A 12,233-nucleotide genomic window follows, 5' to 3' on the forward strand; every position below is an offset into this window, starting at 1 on the left:
CATGTCCCTTATCGATGGCACGACCTCGCGCAGCACCTCCTGGACCAATCTCGGCAATCTGCTGGTCGTCTATCTCGTTTGGGGAAGCACGTATTTCGCGGTCAAGATTGCCGTCACTGGACCACCCTCCATCGCGCCGTTGCAATTGCAGACATGGCGGATGTGGTCGGCATCTGCCCTGTTGATTGCGATCGGCCTCTCTCGCACTCGACGCTTTCCCGTTCTTTCGGCAAAACAGATCGTCATCTGTGCGGCCTCCGGCATTCTGATGTGGGTGACGGGCAACGGACTTGCGACGCTGGCATCCCGGCATGCAGCCTCGGGTTTCATCGTCATGGCCATGGGCATGATCCCGATCTGGACAACGCTGATCTCCAGCGTCATCGACCGCACGCCTCCATCGCGCAATGTGGTTGTGGGGCTGGGCATCGGCCTTTCCGGCCTGTTTCTTATCGTCGGGCCGCCGGTCTTCCTGGCCGGTTCAGCATCGGTCGAGACCGGATACGCGGTCTGGCTGGCATTCATTCTCTGCGCCGCAGGCCTGACATGGTCGATCGGCAGCCTGATCCAGAAGCCTTTATTTGCAGCCACTTCGCCGGTCTGGTCTGCCGGACTGCAGACGCTGTCGGCGGCAATCGTTCTGACCGTCATCTGCTGGACGAGCCAGACATCTCTTTTGCCACCGGTTGATATCGCTCCGGTCCAGCTGACGGCATTTTTATATCTGGCGATCTTCGGCTCCGTGGCCAGCCTTCTGGCCTATATTACGGTCATGAAGATCTATCCGCCAACGGTCGTATCCACCTTCGCCTACGTCAATCCGCTGGTCGGCGTCGTGCTTGGATGGGTAGCGCTCGATGAGAAACCGGCGCTTCTCTCAATGATTGGGATTGCACTGATCTTGGCAGGTGTATCGGCGATCATAGTTACGTCCCGACGCAGCTGAAATGTTTACGCTCTGTTTGCTCTTGAAAGCGATACGATGCGACGACCCTGTTATTGCAAATCCTTTCTGCCAATAAATTCGTAAGGCAAACCAAAAACTTGCCTAAAGCGATGATGCTTTTCCGACGGGATCCTGGTCGTAACTGGTCTTGTTAATTCGTATTGTTCTTTAGCGCCGGATTGACTCCAGATGTGTCATGCCAAATCCTTCTGCATATTTGAGCCCGTAGCCGAGCGCTCTGTCTAGGCCGATATGGGCAGCCCATACCAATCCGACGGCCAACGCCACAGGCGCCTGACCAGCCATACCCCAAGCGATCAAAGCGAGCGGTGGGATGTACCAGTGGGCCGCGTTGTAAAGCGCGGCCCCCACCTTTTTCCCGGCTAGGTAGCCGACCATTGACAGGTCGGGGGCCAAGATCAGGACGGCAAACAACCACCAACTGGCATCCAGTTTGGCGTACCAAGCGGTGGCGACAACGAGTACCCCAAGCCCCTCAAGGCGAAGAAGCACCTTTGGTATTCCAGTGACGAAACCAGTCATAACCCTATCTCCAACTGTTATGTCGGAGTGATAACATCGACGATGGGCATACAAAATTGACTAAATTCTACTATCGGCTATTCAAAAATGAATATCTCGGTCTTTGAGACGCTTTGATGATGCCTCTGACTGACCTTTTGATCCGCCGCAAGAAAAAAAGCCGCCGCAATGCCAAGGCAGCCAAACGCCTGGTGCGCAAGCTGCTGAAGGGCTAAAGCCGTGCGCCACGCGTGATGGGTACCGACAAGCTTAACATGATCAGTCTCGATAGTCCGGCGCCTCCCGGTCAAGCACGCGTCGAATACTTGCCAGATGCATGCGCGCACTTTCCGGATCCCCTTCGCGCATCTGCCGCGCCGCTTCGGCAGCAACATGGGGCAAAACCGGCAGCAGTTTGCGGCCCGACCCCATTGCTTTCAGCTGAACTTCGGCAGCACGTTCGAGATAGTAGAGATCATCCCATGCTTCGGCGATATTGGGCGCACAGACCATGACACCATGGTTCTTCATAAACAGGATATCCTTGTCGCCGAGCACCGCTGCGATCCTGTCGCCTTCGCTTTCGTCCAGCGCCAGACCGTTGTAATTCTCATCCACCGCAACACGGCCATAGAACTTGAGCGCGGTTTGCCCTGCCCAGACCAGCGGTTCGCCTTCCACCATGCTGAGCGCCGTTGCATTCGGCATATGGGTATGAAAGGCAGCCCCCACCCGAGGGGCCATCTTCTGAAGGCGGGCATGGATGTAGAAAGCGGTCGCTTCCGGCACGCCGTCGCCGGCGACCACATTGCCCTCGAAATCGCAGATCAGCAGTGATGAAGCCGTTGCCTCCTGGAAGGCCCAGCCAAGACGGTTGACGATAAAGAGATCGGGGTGGCCGGGAACGACGGCCGAGAAATGGTTGCAGATCCCCTCTTCCAACCCCAGCCGCGCCGCCATCCGCAGACAGGCAGCCAGATCAACCCGTGCCTGCCATATCTCATCGGTCTCCAGCGAGACATTGCGGCGAACAGCGGCATTTGCCTTTGAGACATTCAGTTCGTGAGCCATGGTTATCTCCACCTCCTTAAGTTATATCCAGCCCGCTGCGGCAAGGACGGCAGGCACCCTGCCGAGGGTCGGCACGATTTCGTTCGGGTGGTAGTCAGCGAGCGGCTTGCGGCCTGTTCCGCGATCGACCCAGACCGTACGAAAGCCGAGTTCGCGCGCCGCCGCAAGGTCGAGATGCGGGCTGGCGCAGATATGCACCAAATCCTCCATACCGATGCCCAGGGTTTTCCAGGCATGATGGAAGATCTGCCGGGATGGCTTGTAGGCCCCGGCCTGCTCAGCGGTGATGACGCGGTCGATAAAGCCACCAAGTTGGGCGACATTGCCGGCAATGATCGCGTCGTCTGTATTCGAGATAATCGCAAGGCGGAAACCCGCGGCCTTCAGCTTTTCCAACGTTGCTACGATTTCTGGAAACGGCGGCATCTTGCCGATCGAGGATGTCAGGATCCCGGCATCCGCAGGCGTGAACTGGAGGTCGAATTCAACCATGGCCCGCTCCAGGGCAAGGGCACTGACCGCGGCAAAAGTTCGGTGAGGACGCTCCTCTTCCAGCGCATGTTCATAGCGGTCATAGACCGTAATGAAAGCCTTGTGATCGATATCGCGACCTTTCGGGGATAATATCCGGTCCACCGCTGCAAGCAGCCCTTCGTCCCATTGGATGAGGGTTCCGTAGCAATCAAAGGTCAACCATGTTGGTCTGGCTCCAGGCAGTGTCATCTCTCGTCTCCTTCGGTTTCCCGAGGTTGACAAAAGCTGAACCAATTGAGAAATTAAATCTCATCATCATCTTCATCGAGAAATCAAATGAGCCTGGGCTTCGATCTGGATCTCTTGAGAACCTTTGCTGCAGTTGTCGACTGTAGCGGCTTTACCAAAGCGGCCGAACGGGTGCATCTGACACAATCGACGGTGAGCCAGCAGATCAAGAAGCTGGAGGTCAATTTGGGCACCTCGCTGCTACGTCGGGGTAAATCGACCGGAACCGTTGAAACCACGGAAGCCGGCGAGTTGCTGCTGAGCTATGCCCGTAGAATACTCGCCATGGCAGATGAGGCTGCCGAGGTGATGCGAAAACCTCTGGCACCGCGAACCGTTCGCCTCGGCGTACCGGAGGATTTTGCCGGGCGGCGCCTCATTGATCTGCTGTGGGGATTTTCGACCGCATCGCCACATATCAGGCTCGACACAGTTAGCGGTTGGAGCATTGAGCTTCGTCGCCTGCTTGATATGGGCGAGATCGACCTCGCGCTGATCAAGCGCGAGCCCGGAGATGGGGCTTGTCTCGCGAGCTGGAAAGAAGAACTGATATGGGTGGAGAGCGCCGCCCGTTCTGTCGAAGCGGATCCAGTGCCACTCGCGGTGTTTCCCGTCGGCTGCATCTATCGGGATCGTGCCATCCGAGCGATGGAGCGCAGCGGTCGTCGCTGGCGGATCGCCTACACCAGCCAGGGTTTGATGGGGGTGCAAGCAGCCGTCGCTTCCGGTCTTGGAATCAGTCTCCTGCCTTCCGATGCCATACTTCCTGAACACCGAAAACTCGGGCCCACGGATGGGTTCGACGATCAGCCCCCGTCTGAGATGGCACTGGTGAAAGGACGGGCGAGCCTCTCGACAGAAGCCCAGTCCGTCGGGAAATTTCTTGCGAATATCTTGTGATAGTGGTGTCCATTCGACCGCTGCTCGCGTGCCGTTCGCAGCCAAGGAGCCCGCGCAAGTGGCGGACGTACCCGAAGTTTACCCGCAAGCCCGGAGGCACGCGATCCGGCGAGGAAACCACCGAGGTGATATTGACGAAAGGGAATTCCATTTCCATGTCAGTCGATGTCGCAGGCCAAGAGCGAGGCGCACACAACTGCAAGGCGCGTACGGTGATTATCGGCCGCCTTGAACCAATTTGAACAGCGGCCCCCCTTTTTCTGGATTGAAGGCGATGCCTGCCTGCGTTAAGCAGAAATGAGGCGTAGATTTTATCACCAACTGGTGCTATTTTAGATGCTTCAATAAGGGATTCGACTATTGCGATCTACTATCAATCTTGATGACGCACTCATGGATAGGGCGAAATCATTGACCGGGACCAAGGAAACCGCGGCGGTCGTTCGCCAAGCATTGGAGACGCTTGTTCGTGTAGAGTCCGGAAAACGCCTCATCGCGCTCGGAGGAACCATGCCGGACGCCGAGGCACCTCCGCGCCGCCGGAGCGCGACAGTTAAGTGATACTAGCTGACACTTCGATCTGGATTGATCATTTCCGATCTGCTGACGCGGAGTTGCGCAGGATTATTGAAGATGATCGACTGCTCTGCCATCCGTGCGTGATCGGCGAGCTGGCTCTTGGCAGCCTTCGGGATCGCAGTGACGTGATAGCTTTCCTGTCGGCCCAGCGCGGTGCAGTCGTCGCAACACATGACGAAATCATGATAATGATCGATCGACATGGTATTTTCAGTATGGGCATTGGCTACACGGATGCTCACTTGCTGGCGTCCGTTCTTCTTGACCACAAAGTGTCCTTATGGACCAAAGACAAGCGTCTGCGGGCAGCAGCGAAAAAGGCACAAGCCTCACTGCATATCCCGGTCAACGCGCCTCACTAATGCTGATGCCATAGGTCTAGTGCTTCAGATAGGTTTTGCGAACCCCTGCTCTTGATGAGACCAGAACCGATGATCCCGCGATTGAAATTTCAATATCAATCCTAATTAAAGAAGCGATATCAGCGATTTACGACCTTCCAAATAGGTAATGGAACTTATGGAACTCTTGCTCTCCGGAGATCTACCATGGTGCCATCACCCGCATTTCACATCGCTCATCGGAACAGAAACGAATTCCAAATTCACGCAGGCGTCAAACTTTATGGGGCACTGTAAAGTTATCGGTCTCGGGTTAAAGTGCGGCACGAGGTCTGTGATCAAGCGACCTACAGATGGGCGATCTCGCTCCACATCTGCATCGCGGCCGCTCGCACCTCGCGACAATGTGCAGAAGGAGTGTCTTGGCGCGGGATATGAAACAGGTTGGCAAAATCCGGATCATGGATGGAGACGAAGCGTTGTAGATGTCGCTGCGACTTGAAGCGCTTCATGATCCGCTCTCGTCGCCGGATCGGCTGATGGGAATTCTCCGCCCGATTGTTCTGCCCTTTGTGAGAACGGTGCTCGACGCCGGGCATGATCTCCCGCTTCGCCGCGTCATAGGATCGAAGCTTATCGGTGATCATGACGCGCGGGGTAGAACCTTGCCCTTTCAGAAGCTTGCGTATCAAACGCTTTGCAGCCTTGGCATTACGGCGGCTTTGGATCAGAACGTCGAGGACGAAACCATCCTGATCCACGGCGCGCCGGAGCCAGTGTTTCTTTCCCCGAATGGTGATGACCACCTCGTCGAGGTACCATTTGTCACCGAGCCTGCCGGCTGATCGCTCGCGGATATCATTGGCGAAGCACCTGCCAAATTTCTCGGCCCACAGTCCTACGGTTTGGTGAGAGACGATGACACCACGGGCTGCCAGCATATCCTCTACCATGCGCAGGCTGAGCGGAAACCGGTGACGACGATAGAGAGGATCACGTGCAGATCTGGTCATGCCGCCAGATCCCACATTTTGAGCGATGCTCGAATAACGTTACGGTGCCGCCCGGATTACTTGGCCGCAGCCTTGCCGAGCGGCTCCATACCGCTGCCGCGGATGACGGCGGCGTTGGCGGGATCGGCGAGGAAGTCGATCAACGCGCGGGCGGCCGCTACGTGATGAGATCCTTCAACCACGCCCGCCGAGAAGACGGTGATCTTCTGCAGGTCGCCGGGTACCTGACCGATGAGCTTGATGCCCGTGATCGGCTTCAACTCGGACACCTGCTGGAAGCCAATCTCATATTCGCCCGACGCCACGACCGAACCGACCGGCACGGCCGGGATCATCTTGGCCTTGCCGGCCATTTCGGCCTTGATGCCCAGTTTGTCGAACATTTCCTTTTCGATATAGACGCCGGAGGCACTGTCCGAATAGGCGACGGATTTGGCACCGAGAAGCGCTGTCTTCAGCGCTTCGGGCGTGCTGACGTCAGGAGCCGGCGCGCCTTCCTTGACGACAATGCCAATGCCGGACTGGGCCAGCGGCATGCGCGTATCGGCAATGACCTTTTTGTCTGCAATCAGATTGTCGAGCGCCTCGCCAACCATGATCAGGACGTCGATATCTTCATTGCGGGCCAAGCGCTGCGGCACAGCATTCTTGGTCGTGCCCATCGACGGGCCCCATTGGGAGACGACCTTGTTGCCGGTCCGTTTCTCGAATTCCGGAATGAGTTCCTTGTAGGCCGCAGCGAAACCACCCGAGGAAACGACGTTGATCGTATCGGCAAATGCACTGGGGGCGACAACCAAAAAGAAGGCGGCGAAGGCCGCTGCGATGCGTTTCATCCCAAAAACTCCTCTTTGTTGGGATTGAATTTCAATGAAAGAGACTGAGTGAAGAGAGCGGGACAGAAAATGGCGCCGTCCCGCGTCGTCTGTCATGCCTTGGCGGTGATGGCGCTGGCCCGCGCGCCGTCCGTCACCTTGCGGTAGACCAGAAGCGTCGCCACCAGACCGCAACCGCCTGCAAAGGCGAGCCAGTAGCCTGGAGCTGCCTTGTCGCCGGTCTCCTGGATGAGCCAGGTGGCGATGGCTGGCGTAAAGCCGCCGAAGATCGCCGTCGCCAGTGAATAGGCAAGCGAGAAGCCCGCTGTCCGCACGATCGGCGGCACGATCTCCGTCAGGGCAACCACCATAGCGCCATTATAGCTGGCATAGAGGAAGCTGAGCCAGAGTTCGGCGATCAGCATGCGCTCGAAGCTCGGTGCGGCGACGAGCCAGGCGATGGCCGGGTAGGCTGTCACGAGCGAGAGCGCCGAAAAGACCACGAGTACGGGCTTGCGGCCGATGCGGTCGGAAACAGCGCCCATGACCGGCAGCCAGAAGAAGTTCGACAGGGCAACGCAGAACGTCACGAGAAGACTGTCGGTCTCCGAAAGCTTCAGGACGCTCTTACCGAAGGTCGGCGTATAAACGGTGATGGCATAGAACGAGACCGTCGTCATGACGACCATCAGCATGCCGAGCAGAACGATGCCCCAGTTGGTGGCCAGCGTCTGGTAGAGCTGCGTCATTGTCGGGCGATGTTGACGGGCGGCGAATTCCTGCGTTTCTTCGAGCGAGCGCCGGATATAGAACAGGAACGGTACAATGCCGCAGCCGATGAAGAACGGTATGCGCCAGCCCCATTCCGACATCATGGTCGGTGGCATCAGGGAGTTCAGCGCATAGCCGAGGACGGCCGCGACCATGATGGCAACCTGCTGGCTGCCCGACTGCCATGATACATAGAAGCCTTTTTTGCCGGGCGTCGACATCTCCGCCAGATAGACTGAGACGCCGCCGAGTTCCACACCCGCGGAAAAGCCCTGCAACAGGCGGCCGATTAGAACGAGAAGCGGTGCGAAGAGACCGATCGTCTGGACGCCGGGCACGAAGGCAATGAGCACGGTGCCGAGCGCCATGATGCTGAGCGTGACGATGAGGCCCTGGCGGCGGCCGATCTTGTCGACATAGGCCCCGAGAAAGATCGCTCCGAGCGGTCGCATCAGAAAGCCCGCGCCGAAGGTCATGAAGGTCAGCATCAGCGATGCAACTTCATTGTTCGACGGGAAGAAGGTCTTGGAAATGTTGCTGGCATAGATGCCGACGAGGAAAAAGTCGAACATTTCAAGGAAATTGCCGCTTGTCACGCGCAATACGGTGCCAACGCGGGATGAGCGTGTACTTACTGTCATGGTTGTCTCTCCCTATGCATGAGACCTACCCAGCTTGGGGTCCTCCGGTCTCCATGCGAACGGTCGCGCGTCACTCGTGTTAGCCCACGCCGCTTATCGACGGCAGGCCGCGACATGCCGCTTTACCAAACTCATTTCCAACCGCTTACATCGGATTTCCTGTCACCATCCTGTCACGCCGCCGGAGCGGCACGAAATTGTCTTGTCGCGGACCCATCCTCCGTGCTTGATCTAGGCCGAAGCAAATCGTGACCACGGAGGAAGGCATGCGGGTCCTCATTGTGGAGGATGACCCGTCGTTGGCGCGCGGGATCGTGGCGGCCCTTGTGGTCGCCGGCTATGCGGTTGATCGTGTCGACAATGGCCGCGACGGTCTCTCCGCAGCCCTTGAGGAAGACTATGCGCTCGTCGTGCTCGACCTCGGCTTGCCCGAAATGGATGGGCTCACGGTTCTGAAAGCGTTGCGGCAGGCCGGTTCGACAACGCCGGTGATGATCCTGACCGCGCGCGATGCCATTCCCGACAGGGTCGCCGGGCTCGACGTGGGAGCCGACGACTATCTGACCAAGCCCTTCGCGCTCGAGGAATTCGAGGCCCGCGTGCGCTCGCTCGTCCGGCGCGGCCAGAACCAACCCAGCCCGATGTTGACCGTAGGCGCTCTATCGATTGATCGTAACTCCAGCACGGTAACGCTCGCCGGACGCACGCTCTTCCTGCGTCCAAGGGAATATTCAGTCCTAGTTCTTCTTCTCAGCCGCGCAGGCCAGGTCGTGCAGAAGGAGCGGCTCGCCTCGGCGATTTCGAATTTCGACGATGCCCTCACGCCCAATGCCGTGGAACTGCATCTCGGCCGCCTGCGCAAGAAGCTTGAGCCGCATGGCCCCAATATTCGCACAATCCGTGGGGTCGGCTATATTCTCGAGGTCGAGTGAATGGACGCGAGCGCCGCGCCGTCCATCCGTCGGCGCCTTTTGCAAAATATGGTGTTGCCGGTCGCTGTGTTGGCGATCGTTTTCGGCATCGGCGGCGCATTTCTCATCCATAGCGTCGTGAGCCTGACGCAGGATCGCCTACTTGATGCGGCGCTCGTCTCTATCATCGATCGGGCGACGGCACGGGGGCCGGCGCATTTCGACAACACGGTGGCGCAGGGCGCCATCGAGATCCTGGGCGGCGAGACAGATGACACATTTGCCTTTTGCATATCCGACGATGCCGGCTTTCAGCGAGGCGACCGGGAGCTCTGTGCGCTGGACACGCGCCCCGCGCCCCTCGGCCGGATCACGCATGTGCCGGCCGATCTAAGTGACAACCAGGTGCGGATCGCGATGACGAGCCGCACCATCGAAGGCTTTGCACGTCCGCTCACCTTCAGAATGGCGGAGACGCTTAATAGCCGGCTCAATATGGAAGCGCGGATGCTCGTCGTCCTCGTGTTTTTTGAAGCCGTTCTCCTGAGTGCTGCCGCCATTCTCTCCTATCTGGCCATTTTGCGCGGGCTTCTGCCGCTCACCGAGATCAGTCAGGAGCTTCTGGGACGGGCGCCACCGGGCGCCATCCCCTTTGCCCGCATCGATACCGCACGGGTGCCTGAAGAGGCCGTCGATCTCGTCTCGGCGATCAACACGTTGATGGAGCGGCTGGATGAAACGATCGCCGGCGTGCGCGATTTTACCGCCGATGCCTCTCATCAGTTGCGCTCGCCGCTGGGCGGTATCAAGCTGCATCTTGAGCTTCTGGAGCGGCAGGCTGTAGGCCAGGACAATCTTCTGGCAACGCTCGGCGAAGCGCAGAACGGTGTGACGCGCCTGCAACGCACGCTTCAGCAGTTGATCGTGCTGGCGCGAGTCGATGCGAAAAGCGGCGCGGTCGATCTAGATCAGCGCGTCGATCTCGCCCGCCTTGCCGCCGACGTCCTGGCCGAGCACGTCCCCAAGGCTCTGAACCGCAATGTCGACATCGTGCTCGATGCGCCGGACGACCCCATCAACGTCACGGGCAATCCGCTGCTTCTCAGGGAAATCATTGCCAACCTTGTCGATAACGCGATTGCACACAGTGCCGAAGGCGGTTGCGTAACGGTGCGCGTGATGCTGGACGCGACGACCGGGACAATCGCGGTTGAGGATGAAGGGCCGGGTATTCCCGAGGAGGAACGTAGTCGTGTCTTTCAACGCTTCTACCAGATTGCCCGTGGCGACGCGAAGCCGGGTTCGGGGCTCGGTCTTGCGATCGCGCGCCGTATCGCCGATCTCCATGGCGGCTTGATCACTCTCGGCGAGACCGCTTCGGGCCACGGCTTGAGCGCCCGGCTCAGCCTGCGCCTCTTTCAATCGAAGTCGCTGGACTAGGAACGCGAGCCAGTGCTGTGAGGGCCAGCGCGCATCGGCCCTGCAGACAGATATCAGATGCTATTAGCTTGATTCCGGGACGGACGCATTTCCAACATCGACGTGGCGAAAGAAGTTGGGCTGTCTCCTTCGCCATGCTTGCGCCGAGTCCAGTTCCTGGAAGAGGGGTTAGAACAGGAGCTGCCCTCGCTTGCGATAATCGGCATGGGGCTGTGCATAAACTTTCCGCTTCTTCTCGCCCTCCAGGGTCCCTCAGCGATGATGCCTGCACTATGTCTGATTAAGGCATTCCGAAACGATAGTTTCTAGGACCGCGTTAGCCCTCAGTGCATACTACTCCAACCCATGCGGTTGATGGATTGTGAACCTTCACTCCGTTAGAAAAGATCTAACATTATTAGTCACTTTCGTTCCACATCCCATCGAACGGCGCAAATTTATCCGCCTTTTTCAAGAACCTGCATAGTGCTCGTCGCCGACCAAGTGTAGATGAAGAATACCTTCACCTATCTGTCAGGTCTCCCGTGGATCAGCTACTTGCTATTCGAACATTTGTCCGCGTCGCCGAAGCTGGCTCCTTCGCCAGGGCGGCTGACACGTTGAACCTGCCCCGGTCCTCCGCCAGCAAGCTCGTGCAGGATCTCGAGGCGCATCTAGGAACAAAGCTCGTAGAGCGCACGACGCGATCAGTCACGATGACCACCGAGGGCGCCGCCTATCACGAGCGCGCGCTCAAGCTCCTCGCCGATCTCGATGACATGGACGGCACTGTCGCTGGTTCGCGTAGTGCGCGTAAGGGAAAGCTGCGCGTCGATATTGGCTCGGTGCTTGCAAATCAAATCCTTATACCTGCGCTCTCCGATTTTCAGCACCAGTACCCTTATATCGACCTCTTGCTAGGCGTCGGCGATCGCCCCGCCGACCTCATCAGCGAGGGGATCGATTGCGTCATTCGCGGCGGAGCCCTCGGTGACTCGTCGATGAAGGCGCGGAAGCTGTGCGAACTGGACTACGTGATTTGCGCGTCGCCCGCCTATCTGGATGGCATGGAGTTGCCGGAGCGGCCTGGTGATATCGAGAAGCATCGGATCGTCAGTTATTTCTCAGCGTCATCGGGAAAGCGGTTTCCATTGCGCTTTCAGCGCGGCGAAGAGCGAAGCGAGTATCTCCCAACCTCCAGCGGCATTTCTGTCAACGAGAGCACCGCGCACCTGAACGCGCTGCTCGCAGGACTGGGGATCGGCCAAAGCTTCGGTTTCCTGGCACGGCCTCATTTCGAGAGGGGGGCGCTGGTCGAACTGCTGCCCGACTGGAAGCCGGACAATCATCCCCTGCACCTCGTCTATCCCGCTGATCGATTTCCAAACCCGCGGCTGCGCGCCTTCACGGAATGGGCGGCAAAGGTATTCGAAGCCGTCGACGCGCGACGCAATGTGACGACGCAGACCATCCATCCACATGGATAATGTCTCTACCCTGAGCGGCTTCTCACTGCCGATCTGACGAACTAATTTCTCCTCA

General features: G+C 58.3%; 13 protein-coding genes and 1 pseudogene. 8 read left to right on the top strand and 6 right to left on the bottom strand.

The genetic code is table 11. The features are described from left to right. The first annotated feature begins 1 nt into the window (after position 1). On the top strand, positions 2-946 hold the full coding sequence (locus GA0061101_RS20015) for a DMT family transporter (protein WP_051964142.1): 945 nt from the start codon (positions 2-4) through the stop codon (positions 944-946). Positions 947-1,114: 168 nt separating this feature from the next. Here GA0061101_RS20015 and GA0061101_RS20020 read toward each other — a convergent pair whose 3' ends face one another. The 3 genes from GA0061101_RS20020 to GA0061101_RS20030 all read right to left on the bottom strand — a co-directional run bounded on the left by GA0061101_RS20020 (position 1,115) and on the right by GA0061101_RS20030 (position 3,262). Beyond that, positions 1,115-1,489 carry a DUF4260 domain-containing protein gene (locus GA0061101_RS20020; RefSeq protein ID WP_037200125.1) on the bottom strand — a complete coding sequence of 125 codons (375 nt, stop codon included), beginning with the start codon at positions 1,487-1,489 and terminating at the stop codon, positions 1,115-1,117. A 258-nt stretch (positions 1,490-1,747) separates the two neighbouring features. Continuing rightward, a complete protein-coding gene (locus tag GA0061101_RS20025; protein WP_092574597.1) occupies positions 1,748-2,539 on the bottom strand; it encodes an aldolase in 792 nt (263 codons plus the stop codon). A 21-nt stretch (positions 2,540-2,560) separates the two neighbouring features. Next, positions 2,561-3,262 carry a haloacid dehalogenase type II gene (locus tag GA0061101_RS20030; protein WP_037200128.1) on the bottom strand — a complete coding sequence of 234 codons (702 nt, stop codon included), beginning with the start codon at positions 3,260-3,262 and terminating at the stop codon, positions 2,561-2,563. Positions 3,263-3,349: 87 nt separating this feature from the next. Here GA0061101_RS20030 and GA0061101_RS20035 point away from each other — a divergent pair, with 87 nt between their 5' ends. From GA0061101_RS20035 to GA0061101_RS20045, 3 genes are all read left to right on the top strand, one after another. After that, positions 3,350-4,201, top strand: coding sequence for a LysR substrate-binding domain-containing protein (locus tag GA0061101_RS20035; protein WP_037200129.1), 852 nt, complete (start codon positions 3,350-3,352; stop codon positions 4,199-4,201). A 360-nt stretch (positions 4,202-4,561) separates the two neighbouring features. Further along, positions 4,562-4,762 carry a type II toxin-antitoxin system VapB family antitoxin gene (locus GA0061101_RS20040; RefSeq protein WP_037200130.1) on the top strand — a complete coding sequence of 67 codons (201 nt, stop codon included), beginning with the start codon at positions 4,562-4,564 and terminating at the stop codon, positions 4,760-4,762. Further along, positions 4,759-5,142, top strand: a complete 384-nt coding sequence (locus GA0061101_RS20045; protein ID WP_081938848.1) for a PIN domain-containing protein — start codon at positions 4,759-4,761, stop codon at positions 5,140-5,142. Before GA0061101_RS20040 ends, GA0061101_RS20045 begins: the two co-directional genes overlap by 4 nt. Before the next feature lie 326 nt (positions 5,143-5,468). On the opposite strand, the gene GA0061101_RS20050 is transcribed toward GA0061101_RS20045, so the two are convergent. From GA0061101_RS20050 to tcuC, 3 genes are all read right to left on the bottom strand, one after another. Beyond that, positions 5,469-6,134, bottom strand: a complete 666-nt coding sequence (locus GA0061101_RS20050; protein WP_092574600.1) for an IS6 family transposase — start codon at positions 6,132-6,134, stop codon at positions 5,469-5,471. Positions 6,135-6,190: 56 nt separating this feature from the next. After that, entirely contained in the window at positions 6,191-6,970 is a 780-nt protein-coding gene (locus GA0061101_RS20055) for a substrate-binding domain-containing protein (protein ID WP_052224476.1), read from the bottom strand. 92 nt (positions 6,971-7,062) lie between these two features. After that, positions 7,063-8,361 (bottom strand): MFS transporter, encoded by a 1,299-nt coding sequence (tcuC, locus tag GA0061101_RS20060; protein ID WP_037200132.1) that lies wholly within the window; start codon positions 8,359-8,361, stop codon positions 7,063-7,065. A gap of 266 nt (positions 8,362-8,627) precedes the next feature. On the opposite strand from tcuC, the gene GA0061101_RS20065 reads away from it, so the two are divergent. From GA0061101_RS20065 to GA0061101_RS20080, 4 genes and pseudogenes are all read left to right on the top strand, one after another. After that, positions 8,628-9,293, top strand: coding sequence for a response regulator (locus GA0061101_RS20065; protein ID WP_037200134.1), 666 nt, complete (start codon positions 8,628-8,630; stop codon positions 9,291-9,293). Beyond that, positions 9,294-10,712 carry a sensor histidine kinase gene (locus GA0061101_RS20070; RefSeq protein WP_037200135.1) on the top strand — a complete coding sequence of 473 codons (1,419 nt, stop codon included), beginning with the start codon at positions 9,294-9,296 and terminating at the stop codon, positions 10,710-10,712. It abuts the gene before it with no gap. Positions 10,713-10,787: 75 nt separating this feature from the next. Continuing rightward, positions 10,788-10,877 (top strand): annotated as a pseudogene (locus tag GA0061101_RS41090) (winged helix-turn-helix transcriptional regulator); the annotation flags it as partial. Positions 10,878-11,236: 359 nt separating this feature from the next. Beyond that, the gene (locus tag GA0061101_RS20080; RefSeq protein WP_037200136.1) at positions 11,237-12,178 is read left to right on the top strand and encodes a LysR family transcriptional regulator; all 942 of its coding nucleotides are present in this window, start codon (positions 11,237-11,239) and stop codon (positions 12,176-12,178) included. Positions 12,179-12,233 lie beyond the last annotated feature (55 nt).

The sequence above is a fragment of the Martinezella lusitana genome (assembly GCF_900094565.1).
Lineage (GTDB): Bacteria > Pseudomonadota > Alphaproteobacteria > Rhizobiales > Rhizobiaceae > Rhizobium > Rhizobium lusitanum.

What these genes read in the sequence shown, in the direction of transcription:
- GA0061101_RS20015 (WP_051964142.1), top strand. Translation starts at nt 2, where the DNA reads ATGTCCCTTATCGATGGCACGACCTCGCGCAGCACCTCCTGGACCAAT.
- GA0061101_RS20020 (WP_037200125.1), bottom strand. Translation starts at nt 1,489, where the DNA reads ATGACTGGTTTCGTCACTGGAATACCAAAGGTGCTTCTTCGCCTTGAG.
- GA0061101_RS20025 (WP_092574597.1), bottom strand. Translation starts at nt 2,539, where the DNA reads ATGGCTCACGAACTGAATGTCTCAAAGGCAAATGCCGCTGTTCGCCGC.
- GA0061101_RS20030 (WP_037200128.1), bottom strand. Translation starts at nt 3,262, where the DNA reads ATGACACTGCCTGGAGCCAGACCAACATGGTTGACCTTTGATTGCTAC.
- GA0061101_RS20035 (WP_037200129.1), top strand. Translation starts at nt 3,350, where the DNA reads ATGAGCCTGGGCTTCGATCTGGATCTCTTGAGAACCTTTGCTGCAGTT.
- GA0061101_RS20050 (WP_092574600.1), bottom strand. Translation starts at nt 6,134, where the DNA reads ATGACCAGATCTGCACGTGATCCTCTCTATCGTCGTCACCGGTTTCCG.
- GA0061101_RS20055 (WP_052224476.1), bottom strand. Translation starts at nt 6,970, where the DNA reads ATGAAACGCATCGCAGCGGCCTTCGCCGCCTTCTTTTTGGTTGTCGCC.
- tcuC (WP_037200132.1), bottom strand. Translation starts at nt 8,361, where the DNA reads ATGACAGTAAGTACACGCTCATCCCGCGTTGGCACCGTATTGCGCGTG.
- GA0061101_RS20065 (WP_037200134.1), top strand. Translation starts at nt 8,628, where the DNA reads ATGCGGGTCCTCATTGTGGAGGATGACCCGTCGTTGGCGCGCGGGATC.
- GA0061101_RS20070 (WP_037200135.1), top strand. Translation starts at nt 9,294, where the DNA reads ATGGACGCGAGCGCCGCGCCGTCCATCCGTCGGCGCCTTTTGCAAAAT.